The 21,443-nt window shown below is 62.9% G+C and carries 18 protein-coding genes; 14 read left to right on the forward strand and 4 right to left on the reverse strand.

Translation table 11 applies throughout. The features are described from left to right. Positions 1 to 124: 124 nt before the first annotated feature. Both queF and ilvA read right to left on the reverse strand, forming a co-directional pair. Entirely contained in the window at positions 125 to 967 is an 843-nt protein-coding gene (queF, locus tag Q8L25_RS03750; RefSeq protein WP_308923603.1) for an NADPH-dependent 7-cyano-7-deazaguanine reductase QueF, read from the reverse strand. 104 nt (positions 968 to 1,071) lie between these two features. Further along, the gene (gene ilvA / locus Q8L25_RS03755; protein WP_308923604.1) at positions 1,072 to 2,607 is read right to left on the reverse strand and encodes a threonine ammonia-lyase, biosynthetic; all 1,536 of its coding nucleotides are present in this window, start codon (positions 2,605 to 2,607) and stop codon (positions 1,072 to 1,074) included. Between the two features lie 201 nt (positions 2,608 to 2,808). Between ilvA and Q8L25_RS03760 the strand changes: the two genes are divergently transcribed. The 4 genes from Q8L25_RS03760 (at position 2,809) to Q8L25_RS03775 (ending at position 8,531) form a co-directional block, all read left to right on the forward strand. Beyond that, complete coding sequence (locus Q8L25_RS03760; protein WP_308923605.1) at positions 2,809 to 3,300, forward strand: YqaA family protein; 492 nt, start codon at positions 2,809 to 2,811, stop codon at positions 3,298 to 3,300. 269 nt (positions 3,301 to 3,569) lie between these two features. Beyond that, the gene (locus Q8L25_RS03765) at positions 3,570 to 7,610 is read left to right on the forward strand and encodes a DUF3683 domain-containing protein (protein ID WP_308923606.1); all 4,041 of its coding nucleotides are present in this window, start codon (positions 3,570 to 3,572) and stop codon (positions 7,608 to 7,610) included. Beyond that, positions 7,610 to 8,059 (forward strand): HIT family protein, encoded by a 450-nt coding sequence (locus Q8L25_RS03770; protein ID WP_308923607.1) that lies wholly within the window; start codon positions 7,610 to 7,612, stop codon positions 8,057 to 8,059. Before Q8L25_RS03765 ends, Q8L25_RS03770 begins: the two co-directional genes overlap by 1 nt. Before the next feature lie 25 nt (positions 8,060 to 8,084). Then, on the forward strand, positions 8,085 to 8,531 hold the full coding sequence (locus tag Q8L25_RS03775; protein ID WP_308923608.1) for a DUF971 domain-containing protein: 447 nt from the start codon (positions 8,085 to 8,087) through the stop codon (positions 8,529 to 8,531). Here the strand turns inward: Q8L25_RS03775 and Q8L25_RS03780 are convergent, their stop codons facing one another. Further along, complete coding sequence (locus tag Q8L25_RS03780; RefSeq protein WP_308923609.1) at positions 8,532 to 9,473, reverse strand: aliphatic sulfonate ABC transporter substrate-binding protein; 942 nt, start codon at positions 9,471 to 9,473, stop codon at positions 8,532 to 8,534. A 20-nt stretch (positions 9,474 to 9,493) separates the two neighbouring features. Next, entirely contained in the window at positions 9,494 to 10,549 is a 1,056-nt protein-coding gene (locus Q8L25_RS03785) for a LacI family DNA-binding transcriptional regulator (protein WP_308923610.1), read from the reverse strand. A gap of 191 nt (positions 10,550 to 10,740) precedes the next feature. Between Q8L25_RS03785 and Q8L25_RS03790 the strand changes: the two genes are divergently transcribed. The 10 genes from Q8L25_RS03790 (at position 10,741) to Q8L25_RS03835 (ending at position 21,408) form a co-directional block, all read left to right on the forward strand. Further along, positions 10,741 to 13,023: a TonB-dependent receptor gene (locus tag Q8L25_RS03790; protein ID WP_308923611.1), complete on the forward strand. Its 2,283-nt coding sequence runs from the start codon at positions 10,741 to 10,743 to the stop codon at positions 13,021 to 13,023. Position 13,024: 1 nt separating this feature from the next. Then, positions 13,025 to 14,329, forward strand: a complete 1,305-nt coding sequence (locus Q8L25_RS03795) for an LLM class flavin-dependent oxidoreductase (protein WP_308923612.1) — start codon at positions 13,025 to 13,027, stop codon at positions 14,327 to 14,329. Next, the gene (locus Q8L25_RS03800; RefSeq protein ID WP_308923613.1) at positions 14,322 to 15,548 is read left to right on the forward strand and encodes an alpha/beta fold hydrolase; all 1,227 of its coding nucleotides are present in this window, start codon (positions 14,322 to 14,324) and stop codon (positions 15,546 to 15,548) included. The genes Q8L25_RS03795 and Q8L25_RS03800 overlap by 8 nt, the downstream gene beginning before the upstream one ends. Before the next feature lie 94 nt (positions 15,549 to 15,642). After that, on the forward strand, positions 15,643 to 16,377 hold the full coding sequence (gene ubiE / locus Q8L25_RS03805) for a bifunctional demethylmenaquinone methyltransferase/2-methoxy-6-polyprenyl-1,4-benzoquinol methylase UbiE (RefSeq protein ID WP_034778407.1): 735 nt from the start codon (positions 15,643 to 15,645) through the stop codon (positions 16,375 to 16,377). A gap of 27 nt (positions 16,378 to 16,404) precedes the next feature. Continuing rightward, the gene (locus Q8L25_RS03810; protein WP_308923614.1) at positions 16,405 to 17,352 is read left to right on the forward strand and encodes a Tim44-like domain-containing protein; all 948 of its coding nucleotides are present in this window, start codon (positions 16,405 to 16,407) and stop codon (positions 17,350 to 17,352) included. Positions 17,353 to 17,494: 142 nt separating this feature from the next. Continuing rightward, positions 17,495 to 18,148 (forward strand): SCP2 sterol-binding domain-containing protein, encoded by a 654-nt coding sequence (locus Q8L25_RS03815; RefSeq protein WP_308923615.1) that lies wholly within the window; start codon positions 17,495 to 17,497, stop codon positions 18,146 to 18,148. Continuing rightward, positions 18,145 to 19,716, forward strand: a complete 1,572-nt coding sequence (gene ubiB, locus Q8L25_RS03820) for a ubiquinone biosynthesis regulatory protein kinase UbiB (protein WP_308923616.1) — start codon at positions 18,145 to 18,147, stop codon at positions 19,714 to 19,716. The genes Q8L25_RS03815 and ubiB overlap by 4 nt, the downstream gene beginning before the upstream one ends. A gap of 19 nt (positions 19,717 to 19,735) precedes the next feature. Then, positions 19,736 to 20,338: a methyltransferase gene (locus tag Q8L25_RS03825; RefSeq protein ID WP_308923617.1), complete on the forward strand. Its 603-nt coding sequence runs from the start codon at positions 19,736 to 19,738 to the stop codon at positions 20,336 to 20,338. A gap of 79 nt (positions 20,339 to 20,417) precedes the next feature. After that, the gene (locus Q8L25_RS03830; RefSeq protein ID WP_308923618.1) at positions 20,418 to 20,726 is read left to right on the forward strand and encodes an FmdB family zinc ribbon protein; all 309 of its coding nucleotides are present in this window, start codon (positions 20,418 to 20,420) and stop codon (positions 20,724 to 20,726) included. A 46-nt stretch (positions 20,727 to 20,772) separates the two neighbouring features. Next, positions 20,773 to 21,408, forward strand: coding sequence for a DUF502 domain-containing protein (locus Q8L25_RS03835; protein WP_308923619.1), 636 nt, complete (start codon positions 20,773 to 20,775; stop codon positions 21,406 to 21,408). Positions 21,409 to 21,443 lie beyond the last annotated feature (35 nt).

A 21,443-nucleotide genomic window follows, 5' to 3' on the forward strand; every position in this document is an offset into this window, starting at 1 on the left:
TGCCGATTTTCCGACTTTTCAGCGTTTTGTGTTACTTGCATCATCAACGCTGGCGTTGTTTTAAAACACAGCCAGCATTCCTGAAAGCATCATTCTGCGCGCTTCGGGCGGCCATGACCAGTACTTATTGGCGTGCGTTGCGCAGATTGCCGGGCAGCTTGCCGGTGCTGAAGTTGCTGCGCCAGGGGTTGATGTCCAGCCCGCCGCGGCGCGTGTAGCGCGCGTAGACCGACAATTTTTGCGGCTTGCACTGGCGCAAGATGTCGACAAAGATGCGCTCGACGCATTGTTCATGGAATTCATTGTGTTCGCGGAAACCGATCAGGTAGCGCAGCAGGCTTTCCTGGTCGATCTGCGGTCCCGCATACTCGATCTGCACGCTGCCCCAGTCCGGCTGGCCGGTCACCAGGCAATTCGATTTGAGCAGGTGCGACACCAGTTTTTCTTCCACCGGCGCCTCGTCCAGCGCCGCTTTCAACAGTTGCGGCGAGGGCGTGTAGTCGGTGATTTCCAGGTCCAGGCGGTCCAGCAGCACGCCGTCGAATTCGCCCATCTTCAGCTTGCCGAAGTCTTCCTGCAAGGTCAGTTCCACCTGCACCGGCGCGCCGAAGCCGTTCGACAGATCCTGTTTCAGCAGGGCCAGCAGCGCTTGCGGGCTGTCCAGTTTGGTCTGGTTGAACGAGTTCAGGTACAGCTTGAACGATTTCGATTCGATGATATTGGGCGAGTCGGCCGGCGCGCTGACCTTGGCCACGGCCACTTGCGGCTTGCCGCGCAGGTTCAGCCACGACAATTCGTAGGCGTTCCAGATATCGAGGCCAAAGAAGGGCAGGGTGCCGCGCAGTTCCAGCTCGTCGCGCTTGCCCTGGCGCGGAATCGGAAACAGCAGTTCCGGCGCGTAATCGCTGCGGTAGGCCGAGCTTTTGCCCAGGGGAGACAGTTCGGCGAGATCAATGGTGGTGGTCATGGTGATGGCGTAAATTCAGTCAAGGACGAATGGTAGCCTATTTCGGGGTCAGACCCGTCGGACTCGGCGTCCCCGTCTGACCCCAGCCCTCTGCTGAATCACAACTATCCCAAAAACAGTTTATAGACCGGATTACTGGTCTCATCCCAATACCGGTACCCCAGCGTATCGAGGAAGCGCGCAAATTCACCCATCTCGTCGGGCGGTACCTGCAGGCCGATCAGGATGCGGCCCACGTCGCCGCCCTGGCTGCGGTAATGGCACAGCGAAATATTCCAGTTCGGCGCCATGCTGTCGAGGAAGCGCATCAGCGCGCCCGGGCGCTCGGGGAATTCGAAGCGGTACAGCAGCTCGTCCTGCGCCAGCCGGCTCTTGCCGCCCACCAGGTGGCGGATATGCGACTTGGCCAGCTCGTCGTGGGTCAGGTCGAGGGTGCGGAAGTCGTGCTCTTCGAAGCGCTTGGCCATCGCACCCGATTCATGGCGGTCGGCGATCTGGATGCCGACAAACACGTGAGCGTCTTTTTCGTCGCTGATGCGGTAATTGAATTCGGTCACGTTGCGCGCGCCGATCAGCGAGCAGAAGCGCTTGAAGCTGCCGCGCTGTTCGCGCATGGTGACAGCGAACACGGCTTCGCGGAACTCGCCCAGTTCGGCCCGTTCGGCCACGAACCGCAGGCGGTCGAAATTCATGTTGGCGCCGCTGGCGATCGTCACCAGGGTCTGGTTGACGATCGGGTGCTTGGTCAGGCTGGCCCGTTCCACATAGGCCTTGGCGCCGGCAATGGCCAGCGCGCCGGACGGCTCCAGGATCGAGCGCGTATCCGTAAACACATCCTTGATGGCGGCGCAGATGGCGTCCGTGTCGACGGTGATGATTTCATCGACATAGGCCTGCACCAGGCGGAAGGTTTCCTCGCCGGCCAGGCGCACGGCCGTGCCGTCGGCAAACAGGCCCACGTCGCTCAGGGTCACGCGCTCGCCCGCTTTCAGCGAGCGGGCCATGGCGTTCGAATCGACGCTCTGCACGCCGATGATGCGAATGTCGGGGCGGATCTGCTTCACGTAGGCGGCAATGCCCGCGATCAGGCCGCCACCGCCGATGGGGGCGAAGATGGCGTGGATGGGGCCCGAATGCTGGCGCAGGATTTCCATGCCGATGGTGCCCTGGCCGGCGATCACGTCGGGATCGTCGAACGGGTGCACGAAGGTGAGCTTTTGTTCCTGCTCCAGCGTCAGCGCATGGTTGTAGGCATCCGTGTACGACTCGCCGTGCAGCACCACTTCCACCTGCATGCCGCCGCGTCCCTTGACGGCCTCGACCTTGACCTGCGGCGTAGTGGTCGGCATGACGATCACGGCGCGGCAGCCCATGCGGGCGGCCGACAGGGCCACGCCCTGGGCATGGTTGCCGGCCGAGGCGCAAATCACGCCGCGCTTGCGCTGGGTTTCGCTCAGCTGCGCCATCTTGTTGTAGGCGCCGCGAATCTTGAAACTGAACACGCTTTGCATGTCCTCGCGCTTGAAGTAAATCTGGTTGTCGAGGCGCTGCGACAGGGCAGGCGCCAGTTCCAGCGGCGTTTCGGAGGCAACGTCATAGACGCGCGCGGTCAGGATTTTCTTGAGGTAGTCGATGTTCATAGTCTGCAAGCGAGTGATTCTGGGCCAGGAAGTGCACTGGAGCGTGTACGTCGGCATGCCTGGCCCGGGGCGGATAGCGGGGCGGCAAGCATGCTCTGTGGAACTGCGGGCCGGTGAGCCCTTGCCTGTCCGCACGGTTCGTGCGGCGCGCAAGCTGCTCTTCATTATAATGGAGAGCCTTACCGCACCGTGAAGTGTTCAATGATCGAATCCGCAATCACCTGGCTGCTGCAACTGATAGCGGCGCCGGAGGTCGGGCTGACATCGGTCTTTCTGATCAGCTTTATTTCAGCGACCTTGCTGCCGCTCGGCTCCGAGCCGGCCGTGTTCGCCGTCATCAAGGCCAACCCCGCCCTGTTCTGGCCCACCATCGCGGTGGCCACCGTCGGCAATACCCTGGGCGGCGCCGTCGACTACTGGATGGGCTACCGCGCCAAGCAGGCGTTCGCCAAGGAACGCGACACGCGCTGGTTCCGCTGGCTGGCCCGCTACGGCGCCAAGACCATGCTGCTGGCCTGGCTGCCGGGCGTGGGCGATCCGCTGTGCACCCTGGCCGGCTGGCTGAAATTGCCGTTCTGGCCCAGCGTGGCCTATATGGCGGTCGGCAAGTGCGCGCGCTACCTGACCATGACCACTTTGCTGCTGTATGTGCCCGATGGCGTATGGCACCGGATTGGACAGATGCTGTCCTGAGAAGGTCGACCGTGGGGCGTTTTGCAACGCCCCTTTGCCCCATGATTGGGCAGTCTGATAATTTGCAGGGCCTTGGGAAAGTTGGCATTTTCCAGCGGAAAGTGCTACCGGATAGAACTTTTATTCATCCAAAAACGGGCTTTGCCATATTTGCTTTTGTTGCAGGCATGCTGCTTAAACCTTAGGCGGCCTAAGGCTGTTCCCGCATGGTGCGGCGCAATAAGATAAAATGGCCCTTTAGGGTCCAGTCCACATCGTCACCATATTCCATGAACGCTCCCGCACATATCCAAGCTTTACTGGCAGAAACGCCCAATGGTCCCGCAGCCAGCCGCCTGCGCGAAATCCCGTATAACTACACGTCGTTTTCCGATCGCGAGATCGTGATACGCCTGTTGGGAGAGGACTCGTGGCGCCTGCTCGACGAGCTGCGCGGCGCGCGCCAGACGGGCCGCTCGGCGCGCATGCTGTATGAAGTGCTCGGCGATATCTGGGTGGTGCGCCGCAATCCCTACCTGCAGGACGACCTGCTCGACAACCCCAAGCGCCGCCAGGGCCTGATCGATGCCCTGCATCACCGGCTGGCCGAAGTCGACAAGCGCCGCTTGAGCATCGACGCGGCCGGCGGCGACGTTGCCGCCAGTGGCGAGTCGCCGGAAGTGGCGCAGGCGCGCAGCCACAATGTCGAACTGTTGCTGAAAGCCGCCAGCAAGGCGGTGGCCGATTTTGGCGACGAATTCCGCAAGACCTATGACCTGCGCAAGCGCACGGTCAAGGTGCTGGGCCGCTACACGGAAAAGCACAATGTGCGCTTCGACGGCATGACGCGCGTCTCGCACGTGACCGACGCCACCGACTGGCGCGTGGAATACCCGTTCGTGGTGCTGACGCCCGATACGGAAGAAGAAATGGCCGGCCTGGTGAAAGGCTGTATCGAGCTGGGGCTGACCATTATCCCGCGCGGCGGCGGCACCGGCTACACGGGCGGCGCGATTCCCCTGACGCCGATGTCGGCCGTGATCAACACGGAAAAACTGATCAACCTGGGCGCCGTCGAAATGACGGTCTTGCCGGGCCTCACGCACGAATACGCGACGATTTATTCGGGCGCCGGCGTGATCACCAATAAAGTCTCGGAAGCGGCAGAGAAGGCCGGTTTCGTGTTCGCCGTCGACCCCACCTCGGCGCATGCCTCGTGTATCGGCGGCAACGTCGCCATGAACGCGGGCGGCAAGAAGGCCGTGCTGTGGGGCACGGCGCTGGACAACCTGGCCTCGTGGCGCATGGTCGACCCGAATGGCGACTGGCTCGACGTCACGCGCCTGGACCATAACCTGGGCAAGATCCACGATATCGCACTGGCGCGCTTCCAGCTGGAATGGCGCCACCCGAGCACGCGCGACGCGACCAAGCCGAACGCGCCGTTCAAGACGGAAATCCTGGAAATTCCTGGCCGCAAATTCCGCAAGGAAGGCCTGGGCAAGGACGTCACCGACAAATTCCTGGCCGGCTTGCCGGGCATCCAGAAAGAGGGTTGCGATGGCCTGATCACGTCGGCGCGCTGGATCCTGCACAAGATGCCGAAGTTCGCCCGCACCGTCTGCCTGGAGTTCTTCGGCCAGGCGCGCGACGCGATTCCGTCGATCGTGGAAATCAAGGATTACCTGGACGGCTTGCCGGCCAAGGGCGAGCAATACACGACCATCCGCCTGGCGGGCCTGGAGCACCTGGACGAGCGCTATCTGCGCGCGGTCGGCTACGCCACCAAGTCGAAGCGCGGCGTGCTGCCGAAGATGGCGCTGTTCGGCGACATCGTCGGCGACGATGAAAATGCGGTCGCGCAAGCGGCCTCGGAAGTGGTGCGTATCGCCAATACCCGTGTCGGTGAAGGTTTTATCGCCGTCAGCCCCGAAGCGCGCAAGAAGTTCTGGCTCGACCGCGCCCGCACGGCGGCGATCGCCAAGCACACCAATGCCTTCAAGATCAATGAAGACGTGGTCATTCCGCTCAACCGCATGGGTGAATATACGGACGGCATTGAGCGCATCAATATCGAGCTGTCGATCAGGAACAAGCTGCAGCTGGCCGCGGCCCTGACCGAGTTCTTTGACAAGGGCAACCTGCCGATCGGCAAGAGCGACGACGCCTCGGACGACCGCGTCGACGACGCCGAAATGCTGGGCGACCGCGCCGAGCAGGCGCAGCAGTTGCTGGCGCAGGTCACAAGCCGCTGGACGTATCTGCTGGCCCAGCTGGACCGTCCGCTGGCCGATGTGAAAAACGAGTTGGCCGAACTGGGCATGGAGCGCTTGCTGCCCGTGTTCGATGCGCGCCTGGAAAACCAGCCTGGCGCCACCCTGTTCGACGTGGTGCAGGATCGCACCGTGCGCGTGACCTGGAAACAGGAAATCCGCGCCCAGCTGCGCCAGATCTTCAACGGCGCCGCCTTCAAGCTGATCCTCGATGAAGCGACCGCGATTCACGCGCGCATCCTGCGTTCGCGCGTCTTCGTGGCGCTGCACATGCATGCCGGCGACGGCAATGTGCACACCAACTTGCCGGTCAACTCGGACAACTACGAAATGCTGCAGGACGCCCACGAAGCCGTGGGCCGCATCATGATACTGGCCCGTTCGCTGAACGGCGTGATTTCCGGCGAGCACGGTATCGGCATTACCAAGCTGGAATTCCTGACGGAAGAAGAGATCGGCGACTTCCGCGACTACAAGCTGCGCATCGATCCGGAAGGCCGGTTCAACAAGGGCAAACTGCTCAATTTGCCGGGCATGGGCGCCGACCTGCGCAATGCCTATACGCCATCGTTCGGCCTGATGGGGCACGAGTCCCTGATCATGCAGCAAAGCGATATCGGCGCGATTGCCGACAGCGTCAAGGACTGCCTGCGCTGCGGCAAGTGCAAACCCGTGTGCTCGACCCACGTGCCGCGCGCCAACTTGCTGTACTCGCCGCGCGACAAGATACTGGCGACCTCGTCGCTGATCGAAGCGTTTTTGTACGAGGAACAGACCCGTCGCGGCATTTCCATCAAACATTGGGAGGAGTTCGAAGACGTGGCCGACCATTGCACCGTGTGCCACAAGTGCGTTACGCCTTGCCCGGTGAATATCGACTTCGGCGACGTGTCGATGAATATGCGCAACCTGCTGCGCAAGATGGAAAAGAAGAGTTTTAATCCGGGCACCAAGGCCACCATGCTGTTCCTGAACGCCACCGATCCGGTGACGATCAACGCCACGCGCCAGGTCATGATCGGCTGGGGCTACAAGGCGCAGCGCCTGGGCCACGATTTGCTGAAGAAATTTGCCAAGAAACAGACCAAGGCGCCGCCGCCATCGACCGGCAAGCCGCCCGTCAAGGCGCAGGTGATCCACTTCATCAACAAGAAAATGCCGGGCAACCTGCCGAAGAAAACCGCGCGCGCGCTGCTCGATATCGAAGACGATAAAGTCATTCCGATCATCCGCAATCCGAAGACGACCACGGCCGATACGGAAGCCGTGTTCTACTTCCCCGGTTGCGGTTCGGAACGCCTGTTCTCGCAAGTAGGCCTGGCCACGCAAGCCATGTTGTGGGAAGTGGGCGTGCAGACGGTCTTGCCGCCTGGCTACCTGTGCTGCGGTTATCCGCAACGGGGCGCCGGCGAGTTCGACAAGGCCGAAAAGATGATGACGGATAACCGCGTGCTGTTCCACCGCATGGCCAATACGCTCAACTATCTGGATATCAAGACGGTGCTGGTGTCGTGCGGCACCTGTTATGACCAGCTGGCCACCTACCAGTTCGAGAAGATTTTCCCTGGCTGCCGCATCATGGATATCCATGAATACCTGCTGGAAAAACAGGTCAAGCTGGAAGGCGTCAACGGCACGCGCTATATGTACCACGAGCCTTGCCACAATCCGATGAAGCTGCAGGAATCGGGCAAGACCATCAACTCCCTGATCAGCACGGTGGACAACGTGAAGATCGAGAAGAACGACCGTTGCTGCGGCGAATCCGGTTCGCTGGCCGTCACGCGCCCCGACATTTCCACGCAAGTGCGTTTCCGCAAGGAAGAAGAGATGGTCAAGGGCGCCGACAAGCTGCGCGGCGACGGTTTTACGGGCGACGTGAAAATCCTCACCAGCTGCCCGTCCTGCCTGCAAGGCCTGTCGCGCTACAATGACGATTCGGGCACCACCGCCGACTATATCGTCGTCGAGATCGCCAAACACTTGCTGGGAGAGAACTGGATGCCGGACTATGTGAAACGCGCCAATGATGGCGGTATCGAGCGGGTGCTGGTGTAATGGCCACGCCTTGCGATCTGTGCGGCTTGCTGGACGGCTTTGCGCAGCAGCAGGGCGTTGACGCCTTGCTGTGGCGCAGCGACCGCCTGTCGGTGGTGGCTGTCGACGACCCTGCCTATCCCGGCTTTTGCCGCGTGATCTGGAACCAGCACGTCAAGGAAATGACGGACCTGACGCCAGGCGAGCGCAACTATGTCATGGAAGTGGTGTGGCAAGTCGAGCTGGCCGTGCGCGAAGTGATGCAGCCGGAAAAGGTCAATGTGGCCAGCTTCGGCAACATGACGCCGCACGTGCACTGGCATATCATTCCCCGTTACCAGGACGACGCGCATTTTCCGAACCCGAGCTGGGCCGTGGTCCAGCGCGCCACGCTGCCCGAGGTGCTGGCCGCGCGCCGCGCGCTGTTGCCGGCGTTGCGCACCGCCATTATCGACCGTTTGACCGCTTGACCTTGACCGCATAAAGAGTTTATCCATGAGCACAGCTACTCCCCAACCCACCGGCATTACCGTACGCAACCAGTCGCGCGTGCTGGAAATTACCTTTGACGACGGCGCGGCTTTTTCGCTGCCCTTCGAATACCTGCGCGTGTATTCGCCGTCGGCCGAAGTGCAAGGCCATGGCAAGGGCCAGGAAACCCTGCAGCTGGGCAAGCGCCTGGTGGGCCTGAACAGCCTGGACCCGGTCGGCAACTACGCCGTCCAGCCCACCTTCAGCGACGGCCACAATTCCGGCCTGTACACCTGGACCTATCTGTACAAGCTGGGCGCCGAGCAGGCGACCCTGTGGCAGCAATACCTGGACAATCTGACGGCGGCCGGGTTTCCGGGCGACAGCGGGCGCGATGCCAAGGCGGATATGACGATCAAGCAGTCGTCGGGCGGTCACGTCCATGGCCCGAGCTGCGGTCACAAGCACTGATCACTTTCCCGTGGGTTTCCACACCCATACACTCCCCGCCACATTGACCGGTTTCGGGATCAACTTCTGCTGGTAAAACAGGTCGGCCACGCGCTGCTGGTTGGCGATGATGTCGGCCGTGACGGGCACGGCGCCATAGCGCGTACGGGCCTGCCAGGTGGCGACTATCTCGGGCGGCAAACCTGTCAAGGGGCCGATCAGGGCGGCGATGTCTTTCGGGTGGCTGGCGGCCCACTGACCGGTGGCACGGACCTGGTCCAGCATGCTGGATAACACCTGTGGCGACTGCTGCGCGAACTTGCGCGAAGCCAGGTAAAAACCATTGGCTTGCGGCAGGCCCTGGTAGTCGGCCAGCACGCGTACCGCGTACGCCTGCTGGGCCGAAGCGAAATACGGGTCCCATACCACCCAGGCGTCGATCTTGCCGCTGACAAAGGCGGCGCGCGCCTCGGCCGGGCCAAGATGGATCGGCACGATATCGCGCATGGTCAATCCTGCTTTCTGCAGCGCCACCACCAGCAAAAAGTGCGAACCGGAACCCTTCTGGAACGCCACCCGTTTTCCCTTCAGTTCCTTCACATTTTTCAGCGGCGAATCTTTCGCCACGAAAATCGCTTCGCTGGAGACCGGCGCCGGTTCCGCGCCCACGTACAGCAGGTCGACCCCGGCCGCCTGGCCGAAGATGGGCGGCGGTGCGCCCGTGCTGCCGAAATCGATGCTGCCCGTATTGAGCGCTTCGAGCATTTGCGGGCCGGCCGGGAATTCGATCCAGCGCACCTGCCGCTGCTGCGCGCCCAGGGTTTTTTCCAGCGTGCCCTGGGCTTTCAAGACGGCCAAGAGGCCACTGCCTTTCTGGAAGCCGATGCTGATCGGCTCGGCCGCGTGGGCCACGAACGCCGCCGACAATGCCAGCGCCATTCCTGTTTTTTTGATGATGTTCATGCTGTTCCTTGGTAGGGGAGTTACGCGCTTTCGCGCGCGATGACTTCGCACGCCAGGCGGTTCAGGCGCGCGTTGGCGTGTTTGCTGTCGCTGCTGACCACGCCCAGCGCTTCGAGGATGCGCAGCGCGGCGATTTCGCCGATTGCGCGCGCGGGCGGGCGTATCGTCGTCAGGCTGGGCATCAATAGCGGCGAAATCGCATAGTCGCCAAAGCCCATCAGCGCGCATTGCGCTGGCATGGCGATGCCGGCGCGCTGGCCTGCCAGCAGCGCCCCGGCGGCCAGGTTGTCGTTGGCGAAGATGATGGCGTCGGCCGGCTTCTTGCGCAGCGCCAGCGCTTCGATTGCCTGGCGGCCCGCATCGAAGGGGGCGGCTTCCGTCGGGATAAAAGTCCACGGTTTCAGGCCCGCCTCGCTCATCGCTTGCGCATAGCCGTCGCGCCGGTCCAGCGCGCTCAGGTCGCCCGCCAGGCTGTTCTGCACAAAGGCGATGCGGCGATAGCCCTTGTCGATCAAGTAGCGCGCCTGCTGCACGCCCACGTCCACATTCGAAAAGCCCACCTGTATCGGTTTGCGGCGCGGCCGGTAGTCCCAGGTTTCCACCACCGGGATATGCGCTTCGGCCAGCATCTTTTCCGTCGCCTTGCTGTGGAAGGGCCCCGTCACCACCAGCGCCGCCGGCGACCAGCCGAGAAAGGCGCGCACCGCGCTTTCTTCCTGTTCCTGCGAAAAATAGCTCGACGCCAGCAGCAGCTGGTAGCCGTGGGCGCTCAAGGTATCGCTGAAGCTCTGGATGGTATTGGCAAAGATGGGGCCCGAGATATTCGGGATCACCATGCCGACGATGCGGCTGTGCGTCGAGGCCAGGCCGCCCGCCACCAGGTTGGGCACATAGTGCAACTGCGTCACGGCCGCCGCAATCCGTGCCCCAAGTTCGGTCGACACCTGCGACGGCTGCTTCAGGTAGCGCGACACCGTGATCGAACCCACTTGCGCCAGGCGCGCCACGTCGTGGATGGTGGCGCGGCCCGAGCCACGCCGCTTGCGCGTGCTTGCTGCTGGTTTTTCATCCGCCATGCGCTTATTCCTAAAAGACATATCCAAGGTTTTTTTAATTCTTTGACTTCAATCTGGCCATCAAAGACACTTCAAACGGTACCGGTACCATAAAAAGTCTAGCAGAGTTGCCGGGCAGGACAAAGTTGATTTCATGACCGCACAGATGCGTTTTTCGCATAAGCCCGGCAAACCATTACAGGGGTAATACCATGCAACAGAACCATAGCAAGCGCACCGCCAGCCAGGCGGCATTGAAACAGGGACTGCTGCTCTCCAGCGTGTTGCTGGCCGGCGGCGTGCACGCCACCGACGTGGCGGACCAGGGCGACGCGGCGGTCGTCGCCGAAGCGGCCGCCATCGGCGTGGTCCAGGCGGGCAATGAAGTGCCGAGCGTGACGGTCAGCGCCACGCGCCGCAACGCCAGCCTGCAGTCGGTGCCGCTGGCCATTACCGTGATCGATGGCGAACGGCTGGAACAGGCCAACCGCAACAGCATCGAGTCCATCGTGCAGGAGATCCCGAGCGCCACCTTCCGTCAGCAGGGAGGCAACAAGGACTCGACCATTTTCGTGCGCGGCATCGGCACCATTTCCACCTCGCCCGGCGTCGAGCCGACGGTCTCCACCGTGATCGACGGCGTGGTGCTGGCGCGCCCCGGCCAGGCCACCCTGGACCTGCTCGATATCGACCGCGTGGAAGTGCTGCGCGGCCCGCAAGGCACCCTGTTCGGCAAGAACGCCTCGTCGGGCGTATTGAATGTGGTCAGCCGCAAGCCGGGCCAGCAGTTGGCCGGTTTTGTCGACGGCGGCTACTACGAAGGCAATGAAAAAAGGGTGCGCGCGGGCGTCTCCGGCGCGCTGGTGCCGAACGTGATCGCGGCGTCATTGAACGCCCTGTATGCGGACTACGACGGCAACGTCAATAACGTGCATGCCGGTGGCGGCAAGGTGAACGGCTACGAGCGCAAGGGCCTGCGCGCCCGTGTCGATATCACGCCGCGCGAGGACCTCGATATCACCTTGATTGCGGACTACCTGCGCGGCACCGGCTCGCCCAGTTTCACGGCGTATAAATCGACCAGCGCCGCGTTTTCGCAGGCGATTGCGCCGGTGGTGGCGCGGCCGGATAACCGCAGCGTCAATGTCGACCTGCCCAGCGATATCCGCGACACCAACCGTGGTGTTTCCGCCCAGGTGGACTGGCGCGTGGATGGCTACACCTTCACCTCGATCAGCGCCGCGCGCGACTGGGACAATGCGCAATACACCAGCACCTCGGCGATCGGCAACAGTGCCGAGGCGTCGCGCATCACGGCCGCGTATCCGGCCACGCGCGATATCGGCACGGTGGCGTTTTCGCAGGTCTCGCAGGAGCTGCGCGTGGCCTCGCCTAAAGACGGCTTTGTCGACTACGTGGCCGGCGCCTTCTACCTGCACGGCAAGGACCGCGAAGTCTACCAGCGCATCGTCACGACGAATACGGTCAACAGCGGCCGCGCCGACTATGGCGTCAAGAACGACAGCTATGCCGTGTTTGGCGAAGCCACGCTGAACTTCACGCCGGCCCTGCGCGGCATCGCGGGTGCCCGCTGGAACCGCGACGAACTGGCCTACGACCACGCGCGCACCTCCACGCAAACCACCGCCTTTGCGGGCGTGCAGCCAGGTGTACAAAGCGCCGGTTCCGTCACCAAGGATGGCTATTCGGGCAGGGTCGGATTGCAGTACGACCTGGCGCCGGGCATCAATACCTACGCCACCTATTCGCGCGGCTACAAGGGGCCCGCCTACAATGTATTTTTCAATATGCTGGCGCGCGACACCCTGGCGCTCAAACCCGAAACCTCGGACGCGTTCGAGCTGGGACTGAAGTCAAGCTGGCTGCAGCGCCGCCTGACGGTCAACGTGGCCGCCTTCCATACCGCCTACAAGGACTACCAGGCCAACTTCTATGACACGGTGGCCGGCGCCGTCGTCACGCGCCTGATCAACGCGGGCGAAGTCTCCACGCGCGGGCTGGAACTGGATGTGACGGCGCGCCCCACGCAGCAGCTGAGCCTGAACGCGGCGCTGGCTTATACGGACGCGCAGATCGACCAGTTCAACTGCCCGGCCGCCGCTGCCGCCTCGTGCAACCTGAATGGCAAGACCCTGCCGTTTTCGCCGAAATGGAAAAGCTTTGTGCGCGCCAATTACGGCATTCCGCTCAATAACGGTCTGCTGCTGGACCTGTCGGCCGACTACAGCTATCAGAGCCGCACGCAGTACGACCTGTTCCAGTCGCCGGACGCGATCCAGGGCGCGTATGGCCTGCTCAACGCGGGCGTGACCCTGTCGTCCACGGACGGCGGCTGGCGGGTGGCGCTGGTGGCCAAAAACCTGGCCAACAAATCGTATGCGACCAACCTGGTCGCCTCCACCGGCTACGTGACGCGCGGCGTGCCGCGCGACGACAGCCGTTACTTCGGCATCACCGCCCGCAAGGAATTTTAAGATGGCTGCTACCCCCAAACGCCAGCTCAGCATCGGCGCTTTCCTGATGCGCCACGGCCACCATGTGGCGGCCTGGCGCCATCCCGATACCGACCTCGAAGGCAATGTGTTCCAGGTCTTCAAGCGCCAGGTGCTGGCCGCCGAAAAAGCCTGCCTCGACGCCGTCTTTTTTGCCGACAGCGTGGCGCTGACCAATGGCGTGCCGGCGCTCGAACCCTTGACCTTGTTGTCGGCGCTGGCCGCCGTCACCGAGCATATCGGCCTGATCGGCACGGCCACCACCACCTACAACGAGCCGTATCACGTGGCGCGCAAGTTCGCCTCGCTCGATACGATTTCGCAGGGCCGCGCCGGCTGGAACCTCGTCACCTCGGACAACGCCATCGAGGCGCAGAACTTCGGCCGCGAGCAACACGTGGGCCATGCCGAGCGCTATGGGCGGGCGCGTGAATTTTACGATGTCGTGACGGGCCTGTGGAATGGCTGGGATGATGACGCCGCCGTCAACGACAAGGCCAACGGGCAGTTGTACCGGCCCGGCAGCGTGCGCCGGCTCGATCACCATGGCGAACATTTTTCGGTGGCTGGGCCGCTCAATGTGGCGCGCAGCGCCCAGGGTCATCCTGTGGTGGTGCAGGCCGGCAGTTCCGAGGCCGGCCGCGCGCTGGCCGCCGCCACCGCCGACGTGGTATTCACGGCCCATCCGGCGCTGCCGTCGGCGCAGGCCTTTTACCGCGATCTCAAGCAGCGCGTGGCAGCCATCGGGCGCGATCCGGACTCGTTGAAAATCATGCCGGGCCTGTTTGCCGTGGTGGGGAGTAGCGAAGCGGAGGCGCAGGATAAATTCGGCGTATTGCAGGAACTGGTGCAGCCCGAGGTGGGGCTGGCGCTGCTGGGCCGCATGATCGGCAATTTCGATTTGTCCGCTTACGACATCGACGGGCCGCTGCCCGAACTGCCGCTGACCAACGATGGCCAGCGCAGCCGCCAGCAATTGCTGACCAGCCTGGCGCAGGGCGAAAACCTCACCATCCGCCAGCTGTATCAACGGATCGCCGGCGGACGCGGCCACTTCACGGTGATCGGCACCGCGCAGACGGTGGCCGACCAGATGCAGCAGTGGTTCGAACAAGAGGCAGCCGACGGTTTCAATTTCATGTCACCGCATCTGCCGGGAGGTCTGGACGATTTCCTGCAAGGCGTGGTGCCGGAACTGCAGCGGCGCGGCCTGTTCCGCACCGAATATGCGGGCAGTACCTTGCGTGGTCATCTGGGCTTGGCCAAGCCGGGGAGGGTGCATGCCTAAGCTGGTCTTGTCCCTGGCGCTGCTGGCGGTTTGCCTGCCGGCCGCCGCCGACTGGGTGATCGGCGACGCGCGGCCCGATGCGCCCGCGCTGGCCGCGCGCGGTGCCTACAAGGTCGGCGTGCGCACCGAACAGATCGTGCACCGCGGCCAGCTCGATATCCTGCGCGCCACTGCGGCCAATCCGGCGCCACGTTATGACCGCGCATTGACGCTGGAAGTCTGGTATCCGGCGCAGCTGGCCGCCGGCGAGCGCGAAGCCGTCGTCTACACCGATGTGCTGGGTGCGGGCGCCAATAATCCGGCCCGGCCCAATACGCCGTTTACGTTTGCGGGACGGGCCGCGCGTGGCGCCGCCGCGGTCAAGGGCGCGTTTCCCCTGCTGATCGTCTCGCACGGCTATCCCGGCTCGCGCCTGCAGATGAGCTACCTGACCGAAAACCTGGCCTCGAAAGGCTATGTGGTGGTGGCCATCGATCATCTTGAATCGACGCGCGCCGACCGGGCCGGCTTTGCCAGCACCTTGCTGAACCGCCCGCTCGACGACGGTTTTGTCCTCGACACGGTGGCCGGCTGGAGCCAGGCGGGCAGCGGCCATTTCCTGGCCGGCGCCGTCGATGCCGATCACACCGCGCTGCTCGGCTATTCCATGGGCGGCTATGGCGCGCTGGTGGCGGCCGGCGCCGGCGTGGACCTGGCCGCCCTCAAGCCGCTCGGCGTGGCTGACACCACCGCCTTTGTGGCGCGCGCGTCCGATCCGCGCATCCACGCCGTGGTGGCATTCGCCCCCTGGGGCGGCGCGCGCCAGCTGTGGACCAGTGCGTCCCTGGCCGGCCTGCGGGTGCCGCTGCTGTTTATCGCCGGCGAGCAGGACACGATCGCCGGCTTTGACGACGGCGTGCTGCGCCTGGCGCGGGAAGCCGTCAATGCGCCGCGCTACCTGCTGGCCTACCAGAATGCGCGCCACAATATCGCCCCCAATCCGCCGCCACCGGCAGCGTATGCCAACCGCGAGGATTTTTCCGCGTATGCGGAAAGCGCCTGGGACAGCGCGCGCATCAACAATATCAACCAGCATGTGGTGACGGCCTTTCTGGAGCAAACCTTGCGCCAGCGCGACATGGGCCGCCATCTGGCGCCCGAGTCGGAGCTTGCTCCGGCCCGCATCGGCCCCGGCCTCACCTGGCGCCACTGGCCGGCCGCGGTGGAAAAGGCCGATTAGGCAAACGCCTTTCTCTTGACGCCAGCCTGGTGCGTGTGTACGGTAAAGGGCTGGCCGCTTGTATAATGCAGCCAAATCAACAGGGCTGCCTACCATGACCAATACGACGCATTTCGGATACAAAACAGTTGCAGAAGACGATAAAGTGCGCGAAGTCGCCAAGGTGTTTCACTCCGTCGCTGCCAAATATGACGTGATGAACGACCTGATGTCGGGCGGCCTGCATCGCTTGTGGAAGACGTTTACGATTGCCAACGCGGGCGTGCGCCCCGGCTTCAAGGTGCTCGATATCGCCGGCGGCACGGGCGACCTGTCCAAGGCCTTTGCCAAGCAGGCGGGCCCGACCGGTGAAGTCTGGCTGACCGATATCAACGAGTCGATGTTGCGCGTGGGCCGCGACCGCCTCTTGAATCGCGGCCTGTTGACCCCCACCATGTTGTGTGACGCGGAAAAACTGCCGTTCCCCGATAACTATTTTGACCGTGTCAGCGTGGCCTTTGGCCTGCGCAACATGACGCACAAGGACGTGGCACTGGCGGAAATGCGCCGCGTGCTGAAACCGGGCGGCAAGCTGCTGGTGCTGGAATTTTCGAAAGTGGCGGCGCCGCTGCAAAAGCCGTACGACCTGTATTCGTTCTCGGTGCTGCCATGGTTCGGGCAGAAGATTGCCGGCGACGCGGAAAGCTACCGCTACCTGGCCGAATCGATCCGCATGCATCCGGACCAGGAAACCCTGAAGACGATGATGGAAACGGCGGGCCTCGAGCGCGTGCAATACTACAATTTGACGGCAGGCATAGCCGCTTTGCATACCGGCATCAAGATGTAAGTTGTTTGTTGGTAATTAGGAGATGAAATGAAACTGAAAAAATTTATGGTCGGCATGATGCTGGCCGCTACCACCGTATCCATGCTGGGCGAGGCGCTGGCCCGTCCCATGGGCGGTGGCCGTTCCATGGGACGCCAGTCGCAGAACGTGAGCCGCCAGGCGCCCGCACCGGCGCCGGCCCCCGCGCCAGCGGCCGCACAGCGCCAGGCCCAACCGGCACCTGCCGCGCCGGCGCCGGCCTCTGCCGCCAAACCGCCTAGCCGCTGGAAGGGTTTGCTGGGCGGCGCCTTGCTGGGCCTGGGCCTGGGCGCGCTGCTGTCGCATTTCGGCTTGGGCGGCGCCCTGGCCAGCATGATCAGCACCTTGCTGATGGTGGCCTTGCTGGCCGGTGCCGCTTACTTCATCTACCGCATGGTGCGCGGCAAGCGCGAGAACAATGGCAATCCGGCGCCGTTTGCCGGTTTTGGCGGCAATACGCCTGCGCCGGCCGGCAATGTGCCGGAGATCGGTTCGCGCATTCCACCGCTGCCGCCGCTGCAACCGGTGTCGTCCGGCGTCGGCCTGGACAAGCCTGCCGCGCCGGTCGCTCCCGCACAATGGGGCGTGCCGGCCGATTTTGATCAAGCCGCCTTTTTGCGCCATGCGAAAAGCAACTTCATTCGCCTGCAGGCCGCCTGGGACAAGGCCGACGTCAACGATATCCGCGAGTTCACCACGCCCGAAGTGTATGCCGAGCTGCGCATGCAGATCCAGGAACGGGGCGCGCAAGCGGACTTCACCGACGTGGTCACCATCGACGCCGAGTTGCTGGGCATCGAGACCAGCGTCAACGATTACCTGGCCAGCGTGAAGTTCATCGGCCAGATCCGTTCGGCGCCAGGCGCTGCAGCCGAGCCGTTCTCGGAAGTGTGGAATATGTCGAAACCGGTCAGTGGCAGCACCGGCTGGGTACTGGCAGGTATCCAGCAAGTGTAAAAACTTGCTGAAGTTGGGCTTAAGTCCAGCCGCCATGCATGATGCTTGACGGAATTGGCCTGCTGAAATGTTAAGATCAAGACCGCCCGCAGGTATTTCGGGCGGTCTTTTCTTTTTAAGGGCGCGCCTGGCGCGCAAGCATATGATTGCATCTGTTCCAGATCTTTCCCCGACGGCCGCCGTCAGCCTGGCTGCCGTGGCCACCATCAACCACTTGCTGGCGCAGGAGCCGTGGGCGCGCAAGCAACTGGCCGTGCATGCCGGCAAACTGGCCGTGATCGATACGGGCGCCGTGGCGATCCGCCTGCTGGTCGACGGCATCGGCATGCTGGAGCGCGCACCTGTTGATGTGCCGGCCAATGTCACCATCCGCGTGAAATTGTCGGATTTGCCCTTGATTGCGCAAAACCGCGAGCGCGCATTTTCCTATGTGAAGATCGAGGGCGATGCCGAGTTCGCCAATGCGATCTCGCAGCTGAGCAAGGGTCTGCGCTGGGATGCCGAACACGACCTGGAAAAAGTGCTGGGTCCGATACTGGCCACGCGCATGGTCGCCGGTGCCCGCGATGCGGTGGACTTTGTCCGTGCCGGCCAGCAAAAACTGGCGGAAAACGTGGCCGAGTATTTCCTGGAAGAACAGCCACTGCTGATCCGTCCCGCCAACCTGGCGGACTATTCCGCCGGCGTCACGCGCGTGCGCGACGACGTCGAACGCCTGGCCAAGCGCCTTGCCCGGCTGGAAAAGGCGCATGCCGCCGTCCAGCCTTTGCCACCTTCACCGGATGTGTCTACATGATCTTGAAATTTTTGCGCCTGTTAAAAATCATCCGGGTATCCATCAAATACGGTCTTGATGAAATCGCCATCTCTGGCTTGAAAGTACCGCGTACCGCCAAGCTGATCGACACCGTCATCTTCTGGCGCGACCTGTCCTCGCCGCGCGGCCTGCGCCTGCGCCTGGCCCTGGAAGAGCTGGGCCCCATCTTCGTCAAGTTCGGCCAGGTGCTGTCGACCCGGCGCGACCTGATGCCGCCCGATATCGCCGAAGAACTGGCCCACCTGCAAGACCGGGTGCCGCCGTTCGACTCCGACCTGGCGATCGCGCAGATCACCAAGTCCTTGGGCGCGCACCCTGACCAGCTATTCGCCCATTTCGAGCGCGACCCGGTGGCCTCCGCTTCGATTGCCCAGGTGCACTTTGCCACATTAAAAAATGGCAAGGAAGTGGCCGTCAAAGTGCTGCGTCCGGGCATGAAAAAGCTGATCGACGAAGACGTGGCGCTGATGCATATCGCCGCCGAATGGACCAGCCGCCTGTGGGCCGACAGCAAGCGATTGAAGCCGCGTGAAGTGGTGGGCGAGTTCGACAAATACCTGCACGACGAGCTGGACCTGATGCGCGAGGCGGCCAATGCCAGCCAGCTGCGCCGCAACTTTGCCGATTCGAACCTGCTGCTGGTGCCGGAAATGTACTGGGATTACTGTTCCAGCAGCGTGATCGTGATGGAACGCATGAACGGCATCCCCGTCTCGCAGATCGACCGCCTGGTGGCGGCCGGCGTGGACTTGCGCAAGCTGTCCACCGATGGCGTCGAGATTTTCTTCACGCAAGTATTCCGCGACGGCTTTTTCCACGCGGACATGCACCCGGGTAATATTCTCGTGTCGATCGCGCCCGAGTCGTTCGGCCGCTATATCGCGCTCGACTTCGGCATCGTCGGCACCTTGAACGACTACGATAAAGATTACTTGTCGCAAAACTTCCTGGCCTTCTTCCGCCGCGACTACAAGCGCGTGGCCGAGGCCCATATCGAATCGGGCTGGGCGCCCAAGGAAACCCGCGTCGACGAACTGGAAGCGGCCGTGCGCGCCTGCTGCGAGCCGATCTTCGACCGACCCTTGAAAGATATCTCGTTCGGCCAGGTGCTGCTGCGGCTGTTCCAGACCTCGCGCCGCTTCAACGTGGAAGTGCAGCCGCAACTGGTGCTGTTGCAAAAGACCCTGCTCAATATCGAAGGCCTGGGCCGCCAGCTGGACCCGGAACTGGACCTGTGGCAGACGGCCAAGCCGTATCTGGAAAAATGGATGAGCAAGCAGGTGGGGCCGCAAGGCTTCATGGAACGGATGCGCGCCGAGGCGCCACGCTATGCGCATATCTTCCCGCAACTGCCGCGCTTGCTGCACCAGGCCTTGACGGTGGCCGGCGAGCCGCGCGAAAACGAGGTGGAGCTGATGAAAACCTTGCTGGCGGAGCAAAGACAAACCAATCGCCTGCTGAGCTTTATCGTGTATTTCGTCGGCGCCTTTGCGCTGGGCGCCCTGGGCTTCCAGCTGTTCATGCGCTGGCATCAACTGCCATTCTAAGCGCCTGTAAAGGAGAGTGATGGCTGACTTTCACACCCGCGATCCGCTCTCGCCCGCCTTCTGGGACGAGCGGTTTGACAAGCAATTCACGCCGTGGGACCAGGGTGGCGTGCCGCAGCGCCTGGCGCAATTTGTCGCCGGCAGTCCGGCGCCGCTGCGCTGCCTGATTCCCGGCTGCGGCTCGGCCTACGAGCTGGCCTTCATGCTCGACCATGGCTGGAAGGCCACCGCCATCGACTTTTCGCCGGGCGCCGTGGCCGCGGCCCGCGCCGTGCTGGGCCAGCGGGCAGAACATGTGGAGCAGGCCGATTTCTTTGCCTGGCAGCCAGTAGCCGCCCTGGACCTGATCTATGAACGCGCGTTTCTGTGCGCCATGCCGCGCGCCATGTGGCCGCAGGTGGCCGCGCGCTGGGCGCAGCTGCTGGCGCCGGGCGCCATGCTGGCCGGCTATTTCTTTTTTGACGACAATGGCAAGGGGCCGCCGTTCGGCATCGCCCGCGAGCAGCTGTTTGAATTGCTGGCGCCGCATTTCGACTGCCTGGCCGATGAAAGCGTCGACGATTCGATTGCCGTGTTTGCCGGCAAGGAACGCTGGATGGCCTGGCGCCGTCGCCCTGGCTGAAGCCACCCCGGCTATTTCTGCTAAGGGCCGTGGAAAAGCTTTATAATTCAGGGTTTTTGATGATTTTTGCGGAGTTCTGATGCCGATTTACGCTTACCGCTGTGAAGAGTGTGGTTTTGCCAAGGATGTCTTGCAAAAGATGTCCGATCCCGTGCTGACGGTGTGCCTGTCTTGCGGCAAGCCCAGTTTCAAGAAACAATTGACCGCCGCCGGTTTCCAGTTGAAGGGCACCGGCTGGTACGCCACCGATTTCCGTGGCGGCACGGCGCCGACCACCGCCATCCCGACCGGGCCTGCCGAGAGCGCCAAGCCGGCTGCCGACAGCGCACCCGCCGCGGCCACGCCAGCAGCGACGCCAGCGCCGGCCGCCGCGCCGAAAGCGGACTGAAGAACTGTGGCGCAAGCCGCAGCCCGTGGCCCTTACCGAGAAACCGATGCGTAAATACTTTATTACCGGATTGCTGATTCTAGTGCCGCTGGCGATCACCGTCTGGGTACTCAACCTGGTGATCGGCACGCTGGACCAGTCGCTGTTGCTGGTGCCGCAACGTTTCCGCCCGCAATCGATGTTCGGCTTTGACATTCCCGGCCTGGGCACGATACTGACCATATTGATCGTGTTTTTGACTGGCTTGCTGACCAACAACCTGGTCGGCAACTATGTGGTGAAACTGTGGGAGCGCCTGCTGCAACGCATTCCCATCGTCAATTCCCTGTATTCGAGCGTCAAGCAGGTGTCGGACACCCTGTTTTCCTCGTCGGGCAATGCGTTCCGCAAGGCCGTGCTGGTGCCGTATCCGCACCAGAACTCGTGGACCATCGCCTTTTTGACGGGCGTGCCGGGCGGCGATGCGGCCAGGCACCTGGTGGGCGATTATGTCAGCGTGTATGTGCCGACGACGCCCAACCCCACATCGGGCTTTTTCCTGATGATGAAACGCAGCGATGTGGTCGAGCTCGACATGAGCGTCGACGCGGCGCTCAAGTACATTGTCTCGATGGGCGTGGTGGCGCCCGCGGAAGTTGCCGCTGTCGCTGCCCCGGTAACGGTGCCGGCAGCCAAAGAATAAAGGCAGGCGCTCCACGTGGGGCGTGGCCGGATCGA

Origin of the sequence: Janthinobacterium sp. J1-1, assembly GCF_030944405.1 — a bacterium.
Taxonomy (GTDB): domain Bacteria; phylum Pseudomonadota; class Gammaproteobacteria; order Burkholderiales; family Burkholderiaceae_D; genus Janthinobacterium.

What these genes read in the sequence shown, in the direction of transcription:
- Q8L25_RS03760 (WP_308923605.1), top strand. Translation starts at nt 2,809, where the DNA reads ATGATCGAATCCGCAATCACCTGGCTGCTGCAACTGATAGCGGCGCCG.
- queF (WP_308923603.1), bottom strand. Translation starts at nt 967, where the DNA reads ATGACCACCACCATTGATCTCGCCGAACTGTCTCCCCTGGGCAAAAGC.
- ubiE (WP_034778407.1), top strand. Translation starts at nt 15,643, where the DNA reads ATGACCAATACGACGCATTTCGGATACAAAACAGTTGCAGAAGACGAT.
- Q8L25_RS03790 (WP_308923611.1), top strand. Translation starts at nt 10,741, where the DNA reads ATGCAACAGAACCATAGCAAGCGCACCGCCAGCCAGGCGGCATTGAAA.
- Q8L25_RS03795 (WP_308923612.1), top strand. Translation starts at nt 13,025, where the DNA reads ATGGCTGCTACCCCCAAACGCCAGCTCAGCATCGGCGCTTTCCTGATG.
- Q8L25_RS03835 (WP_308923619.1), top strand. Translation starts at nt 20,773, where the DNA reads ATGCGTAAATACTTTATTACCGGATTGCTGATTCTAGTGCCGCTGGCG.
- Q8L25_RS03825 (WP_308923617.1), top strand. Translation starts at nt 19,736, where the DNA reads ATGGCTGACTTTCACACCCGCGATCCGCTCTCGCCCGCCTTCTGGGAC.
- Q8L25_RS03800 (WP_308923613.1), top strand. Translation starts at nt 14,322, where the DNA reads ATGCCTAAGCTGGTCTTGTCCCTGGCGCTGCTGGCGGTTTGCCTGCCG.
- Q8L25_RS03830 (WP_308923618.1), top strand. Translation starts at nt 20,418, where the DNA reads ATGCCGATTTACGCTTACCGCTGTGAAGAGTGTGGTTTTGCCAAGGAT.
- Q8L25_RS03810 (WP_308923614.1), top strand. Translation starts at nt 16,405, where the DNA reads ATGAAACTGAAAAAATTTATGGTCGGCATGATGCTGGCCGCTACCACC.
- Q8L25_RS03775 (WP_308923608.1), top strand. Translation starts at nt 8,085, where the DNA reads ATGAGCACAGCTACTCCCCAACCCACCGGCATTACCGTACGCAACCAG.
- Q8L25_RS03780 (WP_308923609.1), bottom strand. Translation starts at nt 9,473, where the DNA reads ATGAACATCATCAAAAAAACAGGAATGGCGCTGGCATTGTCGGCGGCG.
- Q8L25_RS03815 (WP_308923615.1), top strand. Translation starts at nt 17,495, where the DNA reads ATGATTGCATCTGTTCCAGATCTTTCCCCGACGGCCGCCGTCAGCCTG.
- ubiB (WP_308923616.1), top strand. Translation starts at nt 18,145, where the DNA reads ATGATCTTGAAATTTTTGCGCCTGTTAAAAATCATCCGGGTATCCATC.
- Q8L25_RS03785 (WP_308923610.1), bottom strand. Translation starts at nt 10,549, where the DNA reads ATGGCGGATGAAAAACCAGCAGCAAGCACGCGCAAGCGGCGTGGCTCG.
- Q8L25_RS03770 (WP_308923607.1), top strand. Translation starts at nt 7,610, where the DNA reads ATGGCCACGCCTTGCGATCTGTGCGGCTTGCTGGACGGCTTTGCGCAG.
- ilvA (WP_308923604.1), bottom strand. Translation starts at nt 2,607, where the DNA reads ATGAACATCGACTACCTCAAGAAAATCCTGACCGCGCGCGTCTATGAC.
- Q8L25_RS03765 (WP_308923606.1), top strand. Translation starts at nt 3,570, where the DNA reads ATGAACGCTCCCGCACATATCCAAGCTTTACTGGCAGAAACGCCCAAT.